At 41.0% G+C, this 21,315-nt stretch carries 29 protein-coding genes; 28 read left to right on the top strand and 1 reads right to left on the bottom strand.

Features of this window, described 5'->3' with window-relative positions:
• The first annotated feature begins 8 nt into the window (after nt 1-8).
• Both GBN19_RS03440 and GBN19_RS03435 read left to right on the top strand, forming a co-directional pair.
• Complete coding sequence (locus tag GBN19_RS03440) at nt 9-563, top strand: hypothetical protein (RefSeq protein ID WP_151777177.1); 555 nt, start codon at nt 9-11, stop codon at nt 561-563.
• An 87-nt stretch (nt 564-650) separates the two neighbouring features.
• Nucleotides 651-1,058: a hypothetical protein gene (locus GBN19_RS03435; RefSeq protein WP_151777176.1), complete on the top strand. Its 408-nt coding sequence runs from the start codon at nt 651-653 to the stop codon at nt 1,056-1,058.
• Nucleotides 1,059-1,066: 8 nt separating this feature from the next.
• Here GBN19_RS03435 and GBN19_RS03430 read toward each other — a convergent pair whose 3' ends face one another.
• Nucleotides 1,067-1,312 carry an Arc family DNA-binding protein gene (locus GBN19_RS03430; RefSeq protein WP_151777175.1) on the bottom strand — a complete coding sequence of 82 codons (246 nt, stop codon included), beginning with the start codon at nt 1,310-1,312 and terminating at the stop codon, nt 1,067-1,069.
• Nucleotides 1,313-1,465: 153 nt separating this feature from the next.
• Here GBN19_RS03430 and GBN19_RS03425 point away from each other — a divergent pair, with 153 nt between their 5' ends.
• From GBN19_RS03425 to GBN19_RS03305, 26 genes are all read left to right on the top strand, one after another.
• Complete coding sequence (locus tag GBN19_RS03425; RefSeq protein ID WP_151777174.1) at nt 1,466-2,404, top strand: phage antirepressor N-terminal domain-containing protein; 939 nt, start codon at nt 1,466-1,468, stop codon at nt 2,402-2,404.
• A gap of 258 nt (nt 2,405-2,662) precedes the next feature.
• On the top strand, nt 2,663-2,947 hold the full coding sequence (locus GBN19_RS03420) for a hypothetical protein (RefSeq protein ID WP_151777173.1): 285 nt from the start codon (nt 2,663-2,665) through the stop codon (nt 2,945-2,947).
• Nucleotides 2,948-3,173: 226 nt separating this feature from the next.
• Complete coding sequence (locus GBN19_RS03410; RefSeq protein ID WP_228271202.1) at nt 3,174-3,431, top strand: hypothetical protein; 258 nt, start codon at nt 3,174-3,176, stop codon at nt 3,429-3,431.
• A gap of 11 nt (nt 3,432-3,442) precedes the next feature.
• Nucleotides 3,443-3,727 (top strand): HNH endonuclease, encoded by a 285-nt coding sequence (locus GBN19_RS03405; RefSeq protein ID WP_151777171.1) that lies wholly within the window; start codon nt 3,443-3,445, stop codon nt 3,725-3,727.
• Nucleotides 3,724-3,888 (top strand): hypothetical protein, encoded by a 165-nt coding sequence (locus tag GBN19_RS15720; protein WP_171494428.1) that lies wholly within the window; start codon nt 3,724-3,726, stop codon nt 3,886-3,888. The genes GBN19_RS03405 and GBN19_RS15720 overlap by 4 nt, the downstream gene beginning before the upstream one ends.
• Before the next feature lie 138 nt (nt 3,889-4,026).
• Nucleotides 4,027-4,506, top strand: a complete 480-nt coding sequence (locus GBN19_RS03400) for a terminase small subunit (RefSeq protein WP_151777170.1) — start codon at nt 4,027-4,029, stop codon at nt 4,504-4,506.
• Nucleotides 4,507-4,508: 2 nt separating this feature from the next.
• Entirely contained in the window at nt 4,509-4,724 is a 216-nt protein-coding gene (locus tag GBN19_RS03395) for a hypothetical protein (protein ID WP_151777169.1), read from the top strand.
• Nucleotides 4,725-4,739: 15 nt separating this feature from the next.
• Entirely contained in the window at nt 4,740-4,955 is a 216-nt protein-coding gene (locus GBN19_RS03390) for a hypothetical protein (protein ID WP_151777168.1), read from the top strand.
• A 39-nt stretch (nt 4,956-4,994) separates the two neighbouring features.
• Complete coding sequence (locus GBN19_RS03385; protein ID WP_151777167.1) at nt 4,995-6,668, top strand: terminase large subunit; 1,674 nt, start codon at nt 4,995-4,997, stop codon at nt 6,666-6,668.
• Between the two features lie 55 nt (nt 6,669-6,723).
• The gene (locus GBN19_RS03380) at nt 6,724-7,314 is read left to right on the top strand and encodes an HK97 family phage prohead protease (RefSeq protein ID WP_151777166.1); all 591 of its coding nucleotides are present in this window, start codon (nt 6,724-6,726) and stop codon (nt 7,312-7,314) included.
• Nucleotides 7,311-8,633, top strand: coding sequence for a phage major capsid protein (locus tag GBN19_RS03375; RefSeq protein ID WP_151777165.1), 1,323 nt, complete (start codon nt 7,311-7,313; stop codon nt 8,631-8,633). Before GBN19_RS03380 ends, GBN19_RS03375 begins: the two co-directional genes overlap by 4 nt.
• A 90-nt stretch (nt 8,634-8,723) precedes the next feature.
• Nucleotides 8,724-8,891: a hypothetical protein gene (locus tag GBN19_RS15715; RefSeq protein WP_171494427.1), complete on the top strand. Its 168-nt coding sequence runs from the start codon at nt 8,724-8,726 to the stop codon at nt 8,889-8,891.
• 11 nt (nt 8,892-8,902) lie between these two features.
• A complete protein-coding gene (locus GBN19_RS03370) occupies nt 8,903-10,342 on the top strand; it encodes a phage portal protein (RefSeq protein ID WP_151777164.1) in 1,440 nt (479 codons plus the stop codon).
• On the top strand, nt 10,342-10,650 hold the full coding sequence (locus GBN19_RS03365; RefSeq protein WP_151777163.1) for a head-tail connector protein: 309 nt from the start codon (nt 10,342-10,344) through the stop codon (nt 10,648-10,650). Before GBN19_RS03370 ends, GBN19_RS03365 begins: the two co-directional genes overlap by 1 nt.
• An 8-nt stretch (nt 10,651-10,658) precedes the next feature.
• The gene (locus tag GBN19_RS03360) at nt 10,659-11,012 is read left to right on the top strand and encodes a phage head closure protein (protein WP_151777162.1); all 354 of its coding nucleotides are present in this window, start codon (nt 10,659-10,661) and stop codon (nt 11,010-11,012) included.
• Between the two features lie 7 nt (nt 11,013-11,019).
• A complete protein-coding gene (locus GBN19_RS03355; RefSeq protein WP_151777161.1) occupies nt 11,020-11,478 on the top strand; it encodes an HK97-gp10 family putative phage morphogenesis protein in 459 nt (152 codons plus the stop codon).
• Nucleotides 11,479-11,480: 2 nt separating this feature from the next.
• Entirely contained in the window at nt 11,481-11,852 is a 372-nt protein-coding gene (locus tag GBN19_RS03350) for a DUF3168 domain-containing protein (protein ID WP_151777160.1), read from the top strand.
• 64 nt (nt 11,853-11,916) lie between these two features.
• Nucleotides 11,917-12,381 (top strand): phage tail tube protein, encoded by a 465-nt coding sequence (locus GBN19_RS03345; RefSeq protein WP_151777159.1) that lies wholly within the window; start codon nt 11,917-11,919, stop codon nt 12,379-12,381.
• Nucleotides 12,382-12,431: 50 nt separating this feature from the next.
• A complete protein-coding gene (locus GBN19_RS03340; RefSeq protein ID WP_151777158.1) occupies nt 12,432-12,905 on the top strand; it encodes a phage tail assembly chaperone family protein, TAC in 474 nt (157 codons plus the stop codon).
• Between the two features lie 234 nt (nt 12,906-13,139).
• A complete protein-coding gene (locus GBN19_RS03335; protein WP_151777157.1) occupies nt 13,140-13,634 on the top strand; it encodes a hypothetical protein in 495 nt (164 codons plus the stop codon).
• A 60-nt stretch (nt 13,635-13,694) separates the two neighbouring features.
• On the top strand, nt 13,695-17,897 hold the full coding sequence (locus GBN19_RS03330) for a transglycosylase SLT domain-containing protein (protein WP_151777156.1): 4,203 nt from the start codon (nt 13,695-13,697) through the stop codon (nt 17,895-17,897).
• The gene (locus GBN19_RS03325) at nt 17,894-18,238 is read left to right on the top strand and encodes a phage tail protein (protein WP_151777155.1); all 345 of its coding nucleotides are present in this window, start codon (nt 17,894-17,896) and stop codon (nt 18,236-18,238) included. Before GBN19_RS03330 ends, GBN19_RS03325 begins: the two co-directional genes overlap by 4 nt.
• Nucleotides 18,239-18,289: 51 nt before the next feature.
• Complete coding sequence (locus GBN19_RS03320) at nt 18,290-19,171, top strand: phage tail fiber protein (protein WP_151777154.1); 882 nt, start codon at nt 18,290-18,292, stop codon at nt 19,169-19,171.
• Complete coding sequence (locus GBN19_RS03315) at nt 19,155-19,961, top strand: phage minor tail protein L (RefSeq protein ID WP_151777153.1); 807 nt, start codon at nt 19,155-19,157, stop codon at nt 19,959-19,961. The genes GBN19_RS03320 and GBN19_RS03315 overlap by 17 nt, the downstream gene beginning before the upstream one ends.
• A gap of 3 nt (nt 19,962-19,964) precedes the next feature.
• On the top strand, nt 19,965-20,726 hold the full coding sequence (locus GBN19_RS03310) for a C40 family peptidase (protein WP_151777152.1): 762 nt from the start codon (nt 19,965-19,967) through the stop codon (nt 20,724-20,726).
• Nucleotides 20,716-21,315 (top strand): tail assembly protein, encoded by a 600-nt coding sequence (locus tag GBN19_RS03305; protein WP_151777151.1) that lies wholly within the window; start codon nt 20,716-20,718, stop codon nt 21,313-21,315. Before GBN19_RS03310 ends, GBN19_RS03305 begins: the two co-directional genes overlap by 11 nt.

Genomic DNA, 21,315 nt, shown 5'->3' with positions numbered 1-21,315 from the left:
GGTGATGAATGAGTGCTATAGCGTTTGAGAAGTTTAAAAGTTTTGAATGGTTGACTCATGGCATTACAGCGAGTTCACCAAGTTTTGAGCCACAAGTACGTGGTACAGGGGAAAAGCCATTGAACTATGAAGATCGTTTGGGTGCTATTGCATCTATGGAATCTCAGTTAGCCAAGTCAGTAACAGCGTTGATTGTATTTGAGGGCCGATCACAGAGTGATTATGACTTTGTGCGTAATCATTTGGCTAAAATCATGTTGGTTGGTGCTGAACAAGATAAGAAGCGGGAACCAGAACATATTGCAATTTATCACTTGGCTTGGTTGGTTGCACGAATGGTTTTGGATTTTGCTTTAGATCCAGAGCTTGAGAATTTTTATACTGCATCTGGTCGTTTGCATTATGCGGGTATTCGTAACCATCAAATGGATGTGAATGTGTATCGACAAACATGGAAACCTTATGAAAAGCTCATGATTCTAGCGATTGAGTCTGCAATTGATGAAGCATCTAAAGCAGTAGAAAAATATCGCCGTGCAACTTATAAAGAACTTGAAGCATGATAGTCTGATAGTTATTAGAATTAGCCACCTTGGGGTGGTTTTTTTATATTCAATACTTTATATTCTGCTTAAATATAGGGGGAATATATGAGAAAAATAATTTTAGGCATTTTATGTTTGTCAACTATTTTAGCTACTCAAAATGCTTTAGCTAATTCAGAATTACCAACAAAAGAAGAATTACTCACTATGCTTGATAAGAAATATCAGATAAAAAGAATGGATCTTAAATGTGACACGCTGGCTGACTTAGCGAAGGCTATTATGGATGGTTACCAAAAGGGAGTTTCATTTGATTCTCAATATAAATCAGCAAATGAAGATAGTTTGCCTGAAGATATAAAAATGAAAGAACGCCAAATGGTTATACAAGCATATAGCTATCCTATCTATACAGATAAATCTGATAAATTTAGAGTTACTGAAAAATTCTATTTAAAATCATTTTTAGAGTGTCGAGATAAAGGTGTAATAAGGGATTGGGATTTAAGATAAAAAGCACCTTATGGTGCTTTTTTAGATATTGTAATTTCACAATCATTTTTAGCTAGCTTTTCAGCTAGAACAGCTAGCAAAATGTCTGTTTCTACATGCTTTATTGCTAAGTGGGTTGTTTCAAAACTGTCCTCCAATCTTGCCACAATATCCGCATTCATAGATCGATTTAGTTCTTTAGCTGATTCTGCAATTTTGTCTTTAAGCTCTTGCGGTAAACGCAAATTATAAGCAACACCTAAATGTTTACCCATGACAGCATCCTTAAAAATTATGTTGACATAGTATCAAGTGGACATATATATTTTCAATATGTCCAGTGGACATAATTTAAGGTGTAAAAAAGCCACTGTCCCGACTACCAATCTAAAACAGTGGCTTTGTCTAAAATCTATGGAGATATAGACATGACTAGTCTAGCACTAAGACCTCAAGTCGTAAAATTCAACAACCAAGATGTACCTGTGTTTTTTCATGAAAATAAACCCTATGTTGCAATGAGGCCTATTTGTGAAAATATCGGTTTAGATTGGGCTGCACAGGCTCAAAAAATTAAACGTCATTATGTGCTTAATTCAACCATGGTTATGATAACCACGGTTGCCCAAGATGGTAAAAATCGTGAAATGGCTGCTTTACCTATTGGTTATCTCAACGGATGGCTAATGAGTGTGGATGTAAATCGTGTGAAGCCTGAAATTAAAGACACGCTCATCAAATATCAACTTGAATGCTATGACGTGCTTTACAATCACTTTATGCCCAAAGTTGCAGAAGCCCATCCAAATACAATCACGGCTGAACAACAACAGGCAGTAAAAGATGCTGTGCTTCGTAAGGCGCAACGTGACAAACGCACATATCAATCTGTGTATCATGAATTTTACAATGTGTTTGATGTGCCTCGTTATCAGGAATTACCATTAAGCCGTTTTGATGAGGCTTTAAAATGGTTGGGTGATGGTTATTATCAGCACAAGAACAAACAGCCAAACATGAGTAAAAATGTTTATGATCTTTTGAAAGTGTTGGCTGATGCTATTCTCACCCAGAATTTTAATACATCCAAAATTTATCGCGCCGTGTATGAATTAAATAAGAAAGAAGGAGAGGTTCTTGCAGAATATGCTTTTAAAACGAATCTTGCATTGTTAAGACTTTCACGAACTGCTGACTTGAGAAGCCCGTATGGAAGGTTATTTATTAGCGAAGATTTGAAGACTGGAAGTTTCACAGCAGGCGATCAGGTAAAAGGTAGCTACTGGTTTCATCCATTATGTGATGCAGGAAAATTAATGGGTGCATTATATGTTTCGGATCGTTTGCAAAAAGAGTTAGCAAAATAATGCTAACTAAGCTATAGTTTTTATATACTGGTCGTATTACGGTTCAAACCGAGACCAAAGTCAAAAGCTCATTCAACAATGGGCTTTTTTCATGCCCTGAGAAATATTTTTGTGTAAGTAATATCAGGGCACCTATGGCGGCACATTTATTCGTAGTGGTTTAAGTTGAATACAGCTACCTAATTTCAAGCTCGCTAAAATGATCGGTTTTTTGTATTTTATGGTATAAATTTATTTCCAATAATTAAGGAGATATTTATGTCATCTGAAAATAAAACAAGCTATAAATTAAACTTCATCAATGAAAGTGAATTTGAAATTGTGTGTGAGGATAAGGGTGAGACTTTGGCTATCAAGCACCTGCTTGATGGTTCACCTTATGTAAGTAATATTTTGCCGACTTTTGATTTGGATCAAGAGTATCCTGACAAAATTACAGGTGAGACAACAAATCAGGATGAATTGATTCTATTGTTAAAAGAGTGGGATACTCTTTTAAAAAGTAAAGAAGTAACAACTTACAGAGATTTCGATAAAGAATAGGAATAGTTAATTTAACCTCTCATTCAGGATATTTTCTGCTAAGTTATGGTGTTAACTAAAAATTGAACTCACTCGTATTAACGTATTGTGAGTAAGTTTTTCGAATGGATTACGGTATATAAGACCGCACTGCTTGAGAAAGTTACTGCGGTTTTTCTTTTTTATTCCGAGGTGTCTATGTCCTGTAAAGGCTGTGAAGAACGCCGTCAAAAACTAAAGGCTATGTATGACTACAGTAAACAACGACTGCAACTTGCAATCAATCGTCTTACAACTGGCTCAACAGATCAGCCAGTTAGTTCAACAGAACAATCAGTTGATAGAACAGAACAACAAACTGACCGAACAAACCAATCAACTGATTCAACAGAATAACCAACTAATTCAAATCAACAGTGACCAGACAGCGCAGATCCGCATGCTGCTCGATGAGATCGTTGGCGATGAGGATGAACCACAATCACGTAACTTGGATGATGACTAAGGGTTTGCCTTATGAAACTACAGACACTCAGACCAAGGCTTGAGATACGCCGTCAACAGACTGAACCCAAGAAGAACTGGGGCAATGGTCGTGGTGGTCGCCCTTGGCGTAGACTTAAAGAAAGCATCCATGTACGTGATGGTTATACCTGTCAACTCTGTGGTCTAGTCACACATCAATTGGAATGTGACCACAAGATCAACACGGCGCAAGGTGGAACAGATGACCCAAGCAATCTTTGGTCGTTGTGCATTGACTGCCATAAGAAGAAAACCAGTAAGGAGAGTCGACAGTGAATAATGAAGAATTGTTAGAGCAACTTGAATCAGTGGCTAACTTCATGCGTGGTATGCAGTTCGATACACGCTTACCAATCGATGCAAGAGAGGCATTGCGTGAACGTGCAATAGAATTAGATGATTTTCTAGAAAACTTTTCTAATGAAAATACGCAATAAAATGGTGCATAAAATCTCAGCGGGTGGGGGGAGGTAAAAATTTCAAAGCATTTTACCAACGGACACCGCACCCCACCTCACGTATAAAAAAATTTCCTTTTTTAGCTAAAAGTTAACTTTTAGAGTTAAGGAGTCGCAATGGCTTTAACAGCAAAAATGAAAGCTTTTGCTCAAGCTGTTGTTGATGGCATGAGTAATAAAGATGCAGCAATTTCAGCAGGATATAGTGAAAAATCCGCAATGCAACAAGGTTCAAAACTGGCAAAAATTCCTGAAGTAATTGCTTATATTGATCAATATTCAACAGCTAAAAAGTTAACTTCTCAAAAGCAAAAGTTAACTTCTGAAAAACCAAAGGTTCAACCTGCTGATAGCGGTGAGGATGATAATCCTTTCGAGGATAATTATGCCAAAGACGACCCATTGCAGTTTCTGATCGACATTATGAATGACAAGGAAAATGGAATGGGTTTGAGAGTGCATGCAGCAAAATCAGCACTTCCTTATGTGCACGGTAAAGTTGCAGAAAAAGGCAAGAAACAAACTAAAGAAGAGGAAGCCAAGAAAGCCACTCAGGGCGGGAAGTTTGGAACATTGGGCTCGCAGTTGAGGAGTTAATCATGCCTTTTGATATACCGTTTAATCCTGAAGACTTGATAAGTAAATTATCAGACAAATACTTTGCAATGACACCGCAAGGAAGACAGCAGTTTTTGTTTGGTGAGTTCAAGGCAAAACAAGAAAGTCAGCCTGCTTGGGTTGGTGTTGATTACTCCGAAAAGAAAGATCAAACCATCAAGTTTAAAAACACGGGATTCTCAATAGAAATAATTTAAGGTCGAGTAATTAAAATGCTACACCCTGATAAATTTGCAATTAATTTCTATATTGATGGTCAGCCACATCAGTTTGCACGACGCATTCTCACTCAGGTGCCACAGGTGGCGAGTCGTTGTGTATTTAAAGACAAGCGATATGAGGTGCTGAGTGTTGAGTGGTGCTTAGATGAAGATGCCACCAACTACAAATACCAAGCCAGAATAAATATCGAATTAAAACCGCTTTAAGAGCCGCCCATCGAGGCGGTTTTTTAATGAGTTAAATTTATGTCAGCAATGCTCCCAGAATGGACAACATCCTGCCCAGACTGGGAGGAACGTATTGTCGCTAAAAAGTCACTCATGCCTTGTGAACCACTTTTTCCAGAAGTGGCTGATGTAGCAGAAAGGATTTTTAAAGAACTGATTCTTGTGGATGTAATGGATAGCCCAAAGATGGGCGATGTCACATTGCCATGGGTGATTGATTTTGTACGGGCAATTTTCGGAGCGTATAACCCAAATACGAAACGCCGTTTGATTCGTGAGTTCTTTCTTTTGATTTCGAAGAAGAATACCAAATCGACGATTGCTGCAGGTGTGATGCTGGTTGCTTTGCTTTTGAATGATCGGCTTTCAGCAGAGTTGATCATCCTTGCACCGACCAAGGAAGTTGCAGACAACAGCTTTAACCCGATCCGTGACTTTATTCGCGCTGATGAAGAACTCAGCGCAATGATTAATATCTCTGAACATACCAAGACAGTGACTCATCTTGGTACGGGTGCAACGCTGAAAGTCATCGCAGCAGAAAGCAACGCGGCAGCAGGTAAGAAAGCCTCCATCATTTTGATTGATGAGGTTTGGCTTTTTGGTAAACGTGCCAATGCTGAATCGATGTTTCGTGAAGCCAAAGGTGGTTTGGCTTCACGTCCTGAAGGCTGTGTGATTTATCTATCTACCATGTCAGATGAAATGCCATGTGGGGTATTCAAGCAGCTTTTGGACTATGCCCGTGATGTCAGGGATGGCATTAAAGAGGACAAGGCATTTCTACCACTGATCTATGAATTTCCAAAACAGCTCATTGAAGATGGTGAGCATTTAAAACCTGAAAATTTCTACATCACAAACCCAAATTTGGGTGCATCGGTTGATCTTGAATATCTGATTTCAGAGTTCAATAAGGTCAAAGATGCAGGTGAGGAGTCGCTTCGAGATTTTCTGGCCAAGCATTTAAACATTGAAATTGGGCTGAACCTACGTGCCAATCGTTGGGCGGGCGCAGAGTTTTGGTTACAACAAGCACGAAAGCTTTCACTGGATGACATCATTGAACAATCAGATGTGCTTGAAATTGGTGGGGATGGTGGCGGCTTGGATGACTTACTTGGCTTTGCTGTTCTAGGTCGGCATAAAGAGACACGGGAGTGGCTGCTCTACAATCATGCCTGGTGTCATCAGATTGTACTTGAGCGCCGTAAATCAGAAGCGCCCAAGCTGCTTGATTTTGTCAAAGAAGGAAGCCTGACCGTTTATGAAAATGTCGGAGATGACATTAGCAAGTTAGCCACAATTGCCAAGCAAGTTTATGACAGTGGAAAGCTCGATAAAGTTGGACTAGATCCGCTAATGCTCGGTGGCTTATTGGATGGTTTGCTTGATGTGGGTATTCCTCAGGAGCAAATCATTGGCATTCATCAAGGTTATAAGCTTGCAGGTTATTTGCAGACTTTAGAGCGAAAATTGGCAGGGCGTGAACTTTGGCACCAAGGTTTGGGATTGATGGCTTGGGTGGCAGGCAATGCCAGAATTGTGATGAAAGGCAACGGCATTATGGTCAGTAAGCAGGAAAGTGGTGTTGCCAAGATTGACCCGCTGATCGCTTCATTGAATGCCACAGCACTGATGAGCATGAACCCTGAACCTGTCAAGAAAGACTACAACGTTTACTTTTTTTAAATTTATCTCATTTTTTAGCTCGCTATATGCGGGCTTTTTCATTTTTGGAGAAGCCATGACTGCTCTACAGAAAACATTTGGCGCATTTGAAATTAAAAGTGCCGATGATGAAAAGCGCACATTTACAGGCATTGCAAGCACACCGAATCAAGACCGAGCCAAAGACATCATGGTGCCTAAAGGAGCTAAGTTCACTTTGCCTATGCCATTACTTTTTCACCATGACCCTAAGTCTCCTATTGGGCAAGTCACCAGCGCCAAGGTAACAAGCAAAGGCATTGAGGTAGAGATTTATCTACCAAAAATTGATGAAGAAGGTGCACTGAAAGCTCGCATTGATGAGGCGTATCAGTCCTTAAAACACGGCTTGATTAAAGGCTTGTCGGTTGGATTTATCCCGAATTGGGATGATGCTGAAATGATTAAAGGCGGTGGTATTCAGTTTAACGATTGGGAATTTTACGAATTATCCCTCGTTACGATTCCGTGTAACCGCGAATCAGAAACAGATTTCTCTAAAGCATTTGAGGAACATCAAGCCGCGTTGGGCAAAAAACCTCAGAACGTTCCAGATGGCGATGCATCTGAACAAAAACATGTTGTTGTCAAATTAGCAAGCCCAACGAAGGGCGGAGTGAAACTATGAAAGAATATTTAGCAAAGTTGCTGAAAGCATTGTCAGAAAAGAACCAAGCAATGCAGGCAGCATTATCAAAGTCAGCAGAAGCAGGGACGACACCTGATGAAGCAACTGAGGCAGAAATTAAGCAGCTTGAAGCTGAAATTGATGCAATTCAGAAGAATATTGCCCGCGTACAAACGCAGATTGCTGAAATTGAAAAAGCAGCCCAAACAGCAACACCTGTTGCAGGTGAAAATCCTCAGCAAGCCAAAAAATCTGCTGAAGGCAATCCAAACCCTGCTGCACCTGCAACAGTGATTGAAACCTTACCGAAAGGTATTGGTTTTGCTCAGTTTGTCCGTGCAAAAATGTTGTCAGCCCATGAAGCGAAGAAAGGTAACGCAGTGACCGCTGTACAAGCAGCTAAAAATTTGGGTTATGGGGAAAGTGTGATTCAGTTTGTGGAAAAGGCAACACTAGGAACCACGACCGATACAGGCTTTGGTGCGCCATTGGTTGAAACCAGTACTTATACAGGCGACTTTATCGAACTGCTACGCAATGCCACTGTGTTTGACAAATTGAAGGGCTATCGTTCAGTGCCTTTTAACGTAAAAATTAAAGGTCAGAAAACAGGCGGTACGGCTGCATGGGTAGGTGAATCTCAGCCTAAACCACTGACCAACCCAACTTTTGATAGTGTGGAAATCAAAGAGCATAAGCTTGCTGCGATTACGGTCTATACCCAAGAGCTATTGCGCCGTGCAGACCCTGCAATTGATAAACTGGTTTTGGATGATTTGATTGCAGCATCGGCTGAATTGATTGATACCACATTCTTGGGTACAGCTGCAGGGAGTGATGTCGTTCCTGCGGGCATTTTAAATGGCGTGACTGCTGTACCAAGTTCAGGCACAACGGCAGCAGATTATGAAAAGGACTTAATGACTCTAATCACAACTTTTGTGGAAGCCAACCTATCAACAGACAATGCCTATTTCCTGATGTCTGAAACCCGCGCCATGCAATTGGCTTTGCTGCGTGATGCTTTAGGAAATACCTACTTTACTGGAATGTCGTTTGCAGGTGCAGCCCGTAGCTTGTTGGGAATTCCTGTGATTACTTCTCAAGCAGTGGGTTCTAAAATTGAGCTTGTGAAAATGAGTGAAATCTTGGTGGCTCAAGATGGTGGTGTGGATGTGTCCTACAGTGACCAAGCAACCTTAGTGGATGGCACAACGACTTACAATCTATGGCAGAACAATGAGTTTGCCATTCGTGTTGAAAAGTTCATTACATGGGCAAAACGCCGTGCCATTGCCAGTGCTTATATTCAGTACTAAGCCGTGTAAATGAATGAATAACAGCTCCTGATTTGGGGCTGTTTTCATATCTGAGCAATGAAAATTGATTGTTGAGCTATGGGAGCAGCGATGAAAATTGAGTATTTAAAGACGATGCATGATGCCAACGTGGGCGATGTTAAAGAGGTTGAGGATTTTGCTGCCAATGTTTTGATTAAAACAGGGGTTGCAAAGGCATGTGATGAACCTAAAAAGGCATCTTCTGAAGTGGAAAAAGAACAAGTTCCAAGCGAATAAAGGCGGTAGACATGGGTATTTTTGAGAAGTTATTCAAACGAAAAAGCTACCAAACTGCCCGAAATGCAGGAACTTGGAACAGTTTTTTTGTGCAAGAGCCATTTTCAGGCGCTTGGCAACAAAATAAGGAAATTACCCGTGAAGACATGACCGCATTTTATGCTGTATTTGCTTGTGTCGGTCTAATTTCTAAAGACATTGGCAAGATGCCGATTCTACTCAAGAAGAAACAGCAGGGCGTTTTGGTGGATGCATTGACTCCAAAACAGCTTGTTCGTGTCTTTAAAAAGCCAAATCATTACCAGAATTGGCAGCAATTCAATGAACAATGGACGCAAAGCTTACTTTTACGTGGTAATACTTATGTATTCAAGGTGAAAGATGCCTTTGGTGAAATTTATCGCCTTGTAATTCTCAACCCTGATTTGGTCACCACCTTGGTGGATGATCAGGGTAATGTGTTTTACCAGTTGAGCACTGATCGGCTGACACAAACTGAAAATGTGATTATCCCTGCCTCCGAAATGATCCATGACCGTATTAATGCACTGTATCACCCATTGATTGGTTTAACCCCGATCATGGCATGTGCTTTGGCTTCGGAGCAGGGCATCTCGATTTTACGCAATTCTAAAAATTTCTTTCTGAATGGCTCAAGACCTGGTGGCGTGATTGAAGTACCTGGTGCAGTCGATAAAGATAAAGCCCAAGATATTAAAACCAAATGGGACACAAACTATGGTGGTGCCAATGTAGGTAAAACTGGGCTACTGTCTGATGGGGCGAAATACACCAGTATTGGGATGAAAGCCACAGATAGCCAACTGGTTGAGCAGTTGAATATGTCAGCTCGGATTGTCTGTACCGCTTTCAATGTCCCACCTTTTAAAATTGGCATTACCGATGTGCAGGGCGCAACCAAAGTTTCTGATCTGAACGAGATCTATTATTCAGATTGTTTGCAGTCTTACATCGAGGCCCGTGAAAACCTGCTAGATGATGGTTTGGGCTTGGTTGATTTGGGTGTCGAAGCCTTTCTTGATTTAGATGTGCTGATTCGCATGGACTCATCGAGCAAGATTGCTTATTACAAGGAAGGAATTGGCGCAGGGATTTTTTCACCCAATGAAGCGCGGCAAAAATTAGGTTATTTGCCCGTTAAAGGTGGTGATTCTCCACTGATTCAACAGCAAAATTTCTCACTGGAAGCATTGGCAAAGCGTGATGCCAAAGATGATCCATTTAGTACAGGGTCATCCAATACGCCAGCACCACAGTCTGATGCCAATAAGTCCTTTGAAAGTTTGTATCAGGGCGTATTTTCAGATGAAAAAACCTATAAAAAAGGCAGTTTTGTGACGTTTAAAGGTTCACTTTGGCACTGTGAAAAAGATCATCAGGGTGAATTCAGCCATGAATCATTTAAGTTGTGCGTAAAAGGGGCAAAATAATGGCAATTACTACCTTGGAACTGGTCAAACAGCATTTGCGTTATGATTCGGATGATCAAAATGACCTTTTGGATGCCTACCGACAAGCCGCAGAATCTGCGGTTTTTTCGTATGTGACAGATACGTTTGAAGCAGATGCTGCGGGTGTTGTGAGCTATCCCGCGCAATTGACACAAGCCGTTTTGCTGTTGTGTGGTTATTACGACCAGTACCGCAACATTGAAGGGGATATGCCCAGTGATGGCAATTACTTGCCGCCACCCGTTCGGGCTTTACTTTTTCCATTTCGCAGTCCGACAGTGGTATGAGGTGATTGATGAAAGCATCGAACTTAAAACACCGCATCACCATTCAAAAAGAAAACGTGACAGGGCAAGACCCGAAAACAGGCAAGCAAATCAGCCAGTGGACAGACCTTGCGACTGTTTGGGCAGAGGTTACAGACCTATCAACCAAAGACCAGATTGCAGCAAAGGCGGTGCAAAGTACCATTCAGGCACGGGCAAAAATTCGTTATAGCCAAATGACTAAGCAAATTACCTCCTCGATGCGGGTGAAGTTTGATGGCTATTACTACCGCATCGATGGTAACCCGATGGCAGATCCTGACAGTCGACGTGAATATTTGACCTTGAACCTTGCAACAGGGGAAAAAGCGTGGAATCCGTGAGGTGCTTATGGCACGTATCCAAGGTTTAGATCAGGTACGGCAAAAACTGAGAGCGATTGGCAAGAAAAGTACCATTAAACGCATTACACGAAAGTCGGCACGGCAAGCCATGAATATTGCCCGTGATGCTGCTCGAGCAAATGCCAAAGCGCTGGATGATCCAATTACCAAAGAGAAAATCTGGAAGAACATTGTCACTCAGACAGGTAAAACCAGTAATTCCAATGAAATCCGTATGCGAGTCGGTGTGCGTGGTGGGGCTGCACAGAATAAATATACGGATAAAACTGCTTTATCAGGTTTACCAGGTGGCATTACCACCTACTGGCGTTATATCGAGTTTGGGACCAGTGAAATCGCAGCACAGCCGTTTATGCGTCCTGCATTGTCAAAAAATGTGGGGCAGATTACCGACAAGTTTGTGTCTGTATTCTCTGCAGAAATTAATATCATTTTAGGAGGCTGATCATGATTGATTTGCCGATTTTCCCGATACTCAAAGCCAATGCCGCCGTGACTGACTTGCTTGAAAGCAATGGTATTTTACGTGCGTATAGTTTTGGGCTTGCTCCTGACAATCCCCAACCACCGTATGTGACTTGGCAAATTGTGGGTGGTGACCCATACAACGAACTAGATACTGCTCCAAGTTGTGACCGTGTTGATGTTCAGATTGATGTGTATGCCACGGATGATGATGTGGTCAGTGATGTTGCCAAAGCGGTGCGGAATGCGATTGAGACAGAGTGTTATGTCACTCGCTATGGCAATCAGGATCGAGACCCAGTGACAGGTATGCCGCACTACAGTTTTGATGTGAGCTGGCATGTAAATCGATAGTTTAAATTTTTTAGTTATGCGTCCGAATGGGCGCTTTTTTTATGCCTGAAAGGAGCAATTACTCATGGCAAAGTTACGTGTACAAGGTTCTCGTTGGTGGGCATTTGATGGTACTGAATTAATTCAGCTTACTTGCTTAAAAACATTTGATCCCGGTTCTGATTCTGCGGGCAAGATTGAAACAACTTGCTTAGATGAAGACGAAACCAAAACTTATATTCCTGGTCTTTCTGATCCGGGCGATGGTTCATTAGGTTTTGACATTGACACTTCAAATCCAAGTCACTTAAAGATTGTTCAGTGGGCGACTGAGAAAAAAGCATTAACCATTATTCAGGGTGCGACTGATTCACAATCCATTCCAACCGCTACAGGTAGTGTGCTTAATGCACTTCCAACCGACCGTACATGGTGGCGATTTGAAGCCTCGTTGACTACTCCAGTGTGGAAATTTGATGCAGATACTTTGGTCAACTGTACCGTGACTATGCAGCGCTCAAGTGCAACCACATTTATTCCTGCAACCTAAGATCAAACCTTTAGCCCCTTGATTGGGGCTTTCTTTTTTAGGATAAAACAATGAAAAAGATTGATATTACAGAAATTAACGCAGGCGTATTGATTACTAAGCCGCAGGCAGTCACAGTTCAAATTAAATACAATGGTGAAGATGCTGAGTTTGATACTTTTATCAAACCGTACTCTTATGATACCGCCGTGGCAAAACTTCGTGCTTTTGGTGAAAATAAAGAGGCATTGGCAGGTATTTTGGCTGCTTCCATTTGTGATGCAGAAGGCAATCTTCAGTTTACAGAAGCTCAAGTTCGTCGGAATTTCAGCCAAGATTTAACGGACGCACTTTGGTTTAAAATTGTAGAAGTAAACTCATTGGGAAAGACGCAGAACTCGAACCCGAAACTGAACTCATCTGTGAAATCGCAGTCGCGACGGGTAAAAGCATCGAAGAAGTCCAAAACCTTACATACGCAGAAATTAAAATCTGGGCAGCCTATGTCGGAAAATACGGAAGCCTCAACATTGGCCGAAGAATAGAGCAAGAGTTGGCGCGATTACATCATTCATTTTTAGTATCGAAGGGCGTTAAAAATGTTGAGCTTGTTGATCTTATGCTACATGAGGGAACTGAAAAACGGGCTGCAAATGACGAGTCGGAATTTGATGATGACGCTTTAACTGCTTATTTGATGCAAACGACTTAATCTTGAGTTTGCATCACTTCAAGTAAATTGAGTATATTCTAGTCTCTTGTCAGTAAGAGATTAAAAAATGAAAAAAATTATACAAATAACATGCCTTATTTTAGGTACTGCATTTTCATCAACTGTGTTTAGTCAAATTATTTGGCAAAAAGCAGCTAAAGGTATGACCGTTAATCAAGTTAAAACAGTTTTTCCAGAAGCAAAAGATGTTATTCCAACTGAAGGAACTACACTCGGCGATGGCGCTTTGCGTTTACTAGCGATTCAAAATTATCGTATAAATGGATTTACATTTAATCCTTCTTTTTATTTCAAAGATAAAAAATTAATACAAGTAACTTTGAATGCTGATCCTAATCAAAACCAAATGGTCGTTTATTTAAAGATGCTAGAAGCTTTTCGCCTGAAATATGGAAAGGAGGCTAATACCGTGGATATGAGTATAGGCGAAGAAAAGATTTGGATTACGCCTGATAAAACTACAGTAAAAGTTTCTTATATGATTGGTAAAACAAGTATTTATTATTCAGCTAGAGAGGCTGATGAATTAAATAAGTTATAGATTTCTAATTAACGATAACCCCGCTAAGCGGGGTTTTTTATTATCTAGAGGAAAGTAAATATGGCTGCATCCCTCGGTCGTTTAACACTTGATCTTGTGACCCGCATTAGCTCATTTACCGAGCCTCTAGAACGTGCGGAACGTCAGGCAGAAGATTCTACAAAAAAAATTGCTAAATCTTTTGATGCTGCATCTTTGGCTGTCAAAGCCCTTGGCGCTGTAGCAGCAGGTCTATCTGTTGCTAGTGTCATGGCATTTGCAGAAAAGTTTGTCGATGCAGGCAATGACATTCAGAAATTTGCCAAGCTCTCCAATGCCTCAATTCAGCAATTCCAATATTACGCAGTCGGTGCAGATACGGCAGGCATTTCGATGGAATCCTTTGCCGACAAAATGAAAGACATGCAGGATCGTATTGGCGACTTTCAGCGTACAGGTGGTGGGCCACTTGCCGACTTCTTTAATGATATTGCTCCGCGTGTCGGGGTGACGATTGACCAGTTCCAAAAGCTATCAGGTCCTGAAGCATTGCAGCTTTTTTATGATTCATTGGAAAAAGCAGGGGCTTCAACCAATGACATGAAATTCTATATGGAATCTATCATTTCTGATTCTTCATTGTTGATTCCATTGCTTGAAAATGGTGGCAAAGGATTCAAACAATGGGGGGATGCCGCCCAACAAGCAGGTTCAATATTATCTGACAGCATGGTCAAAGACTTGGCTTTGGCAAAACAAAATCTGCAAATTCTAGATTTACAGTGGCAGGGCTTTGAAGCGGAACTGGTCAATGTTGCAGTGCCTGCATTGAAAGAAGTCGTGACCCACATGGATGAGGTCAAAGCTGTGGCAACCGTACTGGGCGCATATCTGGTTGGTGCTGGAACTGCGTCAGCAGCGAAATATGTTGCAGGGATTTATAGCAAAATCACCGCCATTGTTGCGGATATTCAGGCGGAAGAAGCGGCGATTTTAACCGCACAGCGTAAAGCAACTGCAGAACTCAATGCGGCAAATGCAGAAATGTCTGCTGCACGCGCAGCAGTTGCCAATGCTGAGGCGAAAGTCGCAGCAGATCGTCAGGTGATTGCTTCAGAGATTCAACGGATTGAATCGAGCATTGCACAAACCAATGCTGAAAAAGCGTTAGAAGCACAGCGTTTACGCAGCCAAATTACAGATCAAGGTCGAAATGCAACATTGACACGAATGGCGGAATTACAGCGAGTTCAAGCCAGCATGACTGCCGAACTCACTGTACTTGAACAGCGTTTAGCAGCAACAACAGTTGCAGGATCTGCCGAATATGTGGCTGCCCGTACCGCACAAACGGCTGCAACTGAGCGTTTGACGGTTGCCACCAGTGCCAACAATGTGGCGCAGGCTGCAAGCGTTAGAACTGGAGTGAGCTTGCTTGGTCTTCTTGGTGGACCAGTGGGTTTAGGTCTGACTGTTGCAGCAGTTGCAGCATCTTATGTCATGCTGAAAGATAATACAAAAGACACAGCAAATATTCTGGACACTCAAGGTCAGTCTGTTGATGAGTTGTGTAAGAAGTATGAAAAACTTAATTCTATTCAAAAAGATACTGTGATTCATGAGTTGACAAAACAGGTTGAAGAATTACGTGTCAAATATGTCACAGCATCCTCAGATTTAAGTGCTTATATCGGATACATGGAAGACTCGGGACGTGTTTCTGAAAATGTTGCTAAGCAGATTCAGGATCAGTATGCGAAGTATTCACAGGGTGAAATGTCGGCTGTTCAGTTTTATGAGGCAGTGAAGTCGATCAATGGCGTAAGCGGTGAGCAGGCAACTAAGATGCGTGACTTAGTTTCTGCTAGTGACGGGGCAAAGTCGGCTTATCAGCAGCAGAAAGATGTTTTAAATCAGTTGAATCAAAAAAATGATGAGGCTGCCAAGAAACAAAAACAGCATGCCGATGCTACAAATAATACAGCAGCAGCATATGTAAACTTAACTCAAAAGCAGATGGAATATGTTCGAGGCGTTGAGAAAACTCTAGCACGCCAAAAATATATTGAAAATCAGGTTAACAATAATGGCATGTCAGTTGAAATGGCAAATCACTTTGCGGATTCGCGAGAAGCAGCAGGGTTGGGTTTTTCGGGCTCCAAAAATGATGTGATGCCTGCTGCTGTTCGACAAGCAACGATCAAGAGCTGGGATGCTAAAAACTATACACTTTCGAAAACTGAGCTTGCATCATTTTCTAAAGTTCAGGCAAATGCTGCAAAGTATAATTTTGCAGATAAAGAAAGCTTATATGGGCTTCCATCTGGTCTGCTTTCAGCAATTATGATGAATGAAAGTCGAGGTGATACATACCGCAACGGCAAACTTTTAACATCAGAAAGTGGCGCTCAGGGTTCATTCCAGTTTTTACCTGCGACTGCAAAAAGATTTAACGTGGATGTGGCAAGTGTCGAGTCAAGTGCGGCAGGTGCAGCTAAATACTTGCAGTATCTATATAAACGATTTGGAGATTGGGATAGTGCGATTGCTGCATACCATGCAGGTGAAGGTAATGTTGAGCGTGGCACAAATATTGGACCAAGAACTAGAGGTTACGTTAAAAATGCAAATAAGTGGGTAGCTGCCGCGAATAATAAGACAGAAGTTGATCAGTCTATCTTGATGCCAACTCAGGGCGACTTACTGGCACAGCAGAAAGCAGCCGCGGAAGCAACAAAGATTCGACAAGATAAGGAACTTGAACTTCGTAAGAAGTACTACACCCAAGAACAGCAGCTTGCCCAAGATAACAAAGATGCCATTGAAGCGATTAACTCAACCTTGACAGGTTCAGATCAAACCAATGCTTTGGCAAAACAGGCTGCGTTATACAAAAGCCAACTCACCACCTTACATGCTCAAGAGAAGGAGGAATACAACCAGTTACATGCATTTGAAACTGATCGCATCCAACAGATCAAGGATAGCTATGCAGTTAAGCAGCAGCTTATGGATGCTGATTTAACAAAGAGCAAGGCTCAGCGTGAAGATGCAAAAGCAGCTCTTGGTCGCCAAATGCAGGCTGAAATTGATGCTGTTAAGCGTGAGGAAGAACAGCAAGTTCAATCTGCCTTTGAAGCTTATTTGAATGAAACAGAGATTGTTGTTAGGCGATATGCTGTAGAGCGTGATGAAATTCAGAAAAATTATCAGTTGACTAAGGAGACCAGAGAAAAACTGCTTCAGGCAAATGCGATGGGCATATTCTCAATACGGAATCAAGCTGATAATAATGTCGGGCAGTATGAAATAAGTGCTAGGGAATATTTATTGCAAAAGAAGGATTCAGCTTCTTATGCAGCATATGATTTGCAGAATCAATATGGCTCAGCTTTGTCGGGTCTAAATAGTGCTTATGCAAATCAACAATCAGGTATTCAAAATGATCCATTAATGGATCAGCAGCAAATTGAGCAATCACTTCTCGCAGCGCATGAGCAGTATTTACAATCTAAACAGGCTTTAGACGAGGAATATGACGAAAAAGTAAAAGAGCTGGCACAGAGTCAGCAAGATACTGTTTTGAACACATATTCTAATATTTTATCTCAGGCATCAACGGTTTGGAGTTCCATGACTGATCTAGTCAAGGATTCGGCTGGCGAATCAAGTACAGCATATAAAGTGATGTACTTTGGTCAGCAACAGATTGCAGCAGCTCAGGCAACAATTAATGCATTTCTTGCATATTCTAATGTGCTTGCTAATGCACCATATCCTTTAAATATGACATTAGCGCCGATTGCACTCGGTCTTGGAATGGCAAATGTGGGTTTAATTGAAGCCCAGGCAATTGCTGCATTTGCAACAGGTGGTCATGTACGTGGTGCAGGTACAGAGACAAGCGACTCAATTCCAGCATGGCTTTCAAATAATGAATATGTATTTAAAGCCAGTACTGTACGAAGCCTAGGTGTTGATACGCTTGATTACATTAATGAAACTGGAAAACTTCCAATTTTTAGAGCTGAAGGTGGTTCAGTTGGTAGTTCAAGTAGTAGTGTTACGCAGAAGAAATATATTTCTGATGTGAGCGACATGGCTGCAACTACATCGGAATCTAATAGCCCTATTAAGATTTATGTAAGTGTTGATAGTTCTGGTGCATCAACAACAGGTGCAGGCACTAATGAGCAAAAGCAGCTTGGTACAATGATTGGTAATGCTGTCAGAACAGTCATTATGCAAGAACAACGACAAGGGGGGTTATTAGCAAAAAGATGAGTGATTTAGTTTTTAGCTGGAAGTGTGATCTTAATAATAACTCTGAGTCCCAAAAGTTTTCGATTTTAAACAGTTCCTTCGGCGATGGTTATGAACAAAATACCAGTGTTGGTATAAATAACCGAAAAGGAACATGGAACTATCAGCGTACTGCAAAAAAATCTGAAATTGATGCAATTGCCAATTTTTTTGATCAACACAAAGGCGCAGATAGTTTTTTGTGGTCGAATTACGATGGCGATCAAGTCAGAGTAAAAGCTGATAGTTCTTATAGTAAAGTCAAGCAGGGTGCAGATGTTTGGATTATTTCAACGACATTCACACAAGTTTTCTATCCTTAATCAATGAATACCATGAGCACCCGAAAGGGTGCTTTTTTTATGAGATAAATTATGACTAAGCAAACGATAAATGTTGGTAATGCTGCAAATGATGGTACAGGTGATCCAGCACGAACCGCTTTTACTAAAGCGAATCAGAATTTTAAAGAACTGTATGATTATTTGGGTGATGGAATTACTTTAAACAGGTTAGGCTCAAGTGCATTTGCAAATATTGGTTTGGATCTAGGCGATATTTTAGGCGTTGGCAGTTTTGGTCTTGGTGCGTCCGGGGGCAGTATATTTGCTAATAATTTTTCTGAGTTGAAAGCAGCTCTTAACACTAAAACACAATTTTTCCGAAATGATGGCTCATACGAACAAATTGATACATATAGTCCAAGTCTTTATGTCAAAACAGCAGATACTCAGTTTATCTTGAGTGTTAAATATGATACAGGTAATCCGACAATATTAAGTTGGGTTGATAACTTCAGTAGTCCTACCGTTGTTAGATTTAGAACTGATAAAAATACAACCGTTGATGCAAATGGCTTTATTAAAGCAGCATCACCAATTGTCAAACTTTTTGCAGATAAAATCGAACTCAATGACGAAGCATCTGAGCAAAATATTACTTTTGAAAAAGTAGATGTTGGGCATTATCTGATTAAAGGTAGTTCAGGCCTTGCAAAAGAAGGTTGGACAGTCGAGCAACCACGTGACGCAAACGGAAATCTATATCACGTTGTTGAATATACAACGCTTGAAGGGGGCGACATTGAAATCAAGACATTTGATTACATGCTTGATAAAAAAGGGCGCATTGTTGCTGATTATAACACCGCGTTAGATGTTCAAGAAAACCGTTGGATTGACTTACGCTTACAAGAAATTGAAAAATCTGTGAAAACTTTGGAAAGCATGGTGATTAAAGATGACTTTACAAAGTGATTTTCAAAAGCTCTATGTTGATGGACTCATCACATTATTTGAATTAGATGCCAGCAAATTAGGTGCTGGCATTTTACGTTTTCATGGACATATTTCTTATCAGGATTGGCAGAGAATTTATCAATCTGTAGATAAGTTATTACCGACTGCTGATAATACCATGATGACTGCCGATAAAACCTATGATATTGGCACTGAAAAATTGTGGATGAGAAATATTGTTTGGAATGGTGAAGTTTTTGAGCCAATGGCACTGCAAGTCGATGGTTTGGAGATGAACGCAACTGGAAAGGCATCAAGTCCAACCCTTACGATGTCAAATAACATTGGCGGTGTGCAGTGTGCTGTTTCTGCTTATTGTCTGCAATTTGAAGATTTTGCAGGCGCAAAACTTAAAGTCATTCGCACTTTAGCCAAATATTTGGACGCAGAAAACTTTGCAGATGGTAATACTACTGCCGATGTAAATGAGTCTAAAACCCAAATTTGGTACATCGAGCAAAAAACGTCTGAAAACGCACAGCAAGTTTCTTTCGAACTTTCAAATCCTGTTGATTTTGAAGGGCAACAAATCCCTGTGCGTAATATCACGGGCTATTGCACATGGTGCATCAATGGTGATTATCGCGGTGAAGAATGTCAATACACGGGATTGCAATACTTCACAGACAAAGACATTGCAACTGATGATCCGAGTTTAGATAAATGCTCTGGGCGTTTTGCTGCATGTAAATCACGTAACAATGAAGCCAACTTTGGTGGGTTTGCTGCATCTAACTTATTCGGGTGATTTATGAAATTGAGTGCAAAACTTAAAAAACAAATTGTCACTGCTGCCAGTGAAGCTTATCCAGATGAAATGTGTGGTGTAGTCGTCGATGGCGAATTTATTCGACTTGAAAATTCTTCTGATAATCCAAAAAACTATTTTGAAATTGATCCTAAAGCCTTGGCCTATGCTGAAGATCGGGGCGAGATTATGGCATATGTGCATAGTCATCCTGATGGTACAGCTATTGCATCTGCTTTAGATAAACATCAAATTGAATTGCATGGAAAACCGTGGGTAATTTGTGCTTATCCTGATCTTGATATCCAAGTATTTGAGCCATGTGGATATAAAGCACCATTAATAGGTCGCAATTATTATCACGGTTGGCAGGACTGCTATTCATTGATTCGTGATTTTTATGAGCGTGAATTGGCTATTGAGCTACTAGATTTTGAGCGAGATGATGCATGGTGGGAATCTAAAAGCAATGCTTCACTGTATCTTGAGAACTATGCAAAGACAGGATTTTATGAAGTGAGTTCAATGCAGTATGGTGATGTTCTCATTTGCAAAGTTGGACGGACAGAACATCCAAACCATGCATTGATTTGGCTGGGCAAAAATTGGCAGCTTAAAAGCGAAAAAACAGAGCAGTGTATTGGTTCAACTTTAGTTTTGCATCATCCATACAATCAAGCATCTAAGCGTGAAATTTATGGGTTAAATTGGTCTGAACGTACAGTGAAAATTCTACGCCACAAGGATTACAAGCATGAAGTATAAAACAATTCGTTTTCATGGAATTTTGCGTGAAAAATTTGGCAAAGAATATCGGCTTTACGTAAGCTCAACCAAAGAAGCCATGCGACTTTTAGCAGTCCAGTTAGACGGCTTTGAACAATTCATGCTGAATGCTCACAAGAAAGGATTACGCTTTGCGGTCTTTCATGATAAGCACAATGTATCTGAACAAGAAATTGAAATGAACTCAGATGCAGAATTGGTACGGATCATGCCAGTTGTTGAAGGAGCGGGCGGGAACAACGGTGTTTTACAGACTGTTCTCGGTGCTGTGATGGTCGTTGTGGGTGTTGTTGTAGGTGTAGTGGCGGGCTGGACTGGTGTTGGTGCAGTTGTAGCCCAAGGTTTAATTGGCGCAGGTGTTGGAATGATGCTTGGTGGTGTTGCACAGATGTTAATGCCAAAAGCCAAAACTGATGACTCAAACAGTGATGGGAATAAAGCTAACTATGGTTTTGGTTCGGCTGTTACAACGGTGGCTCAAGGCAATCCAGTGCCGATTTTGTACGGTGAACGTGAAATCGGCGGATTCATTGTTTCAGCAGGGCAATATCCTGAAGATCAACTTTAA

Origin of the sequence: Acinetobacter brisouii (genome assembly GCF_008993995.1) — a bacterium.
Taxonomy (GTDB): domain Bacteria; phylum Pseudomonadota; class Gammaproteobacteria; order Pseudomonadales; family Moraxellaceae; genus Acinetobacter; species Acinetobacter brisouii_A.
Note: the sequence above shows the minus strand (reverse complement) of the source record. Positions and strands in the feature narration are given on the sequence as shown.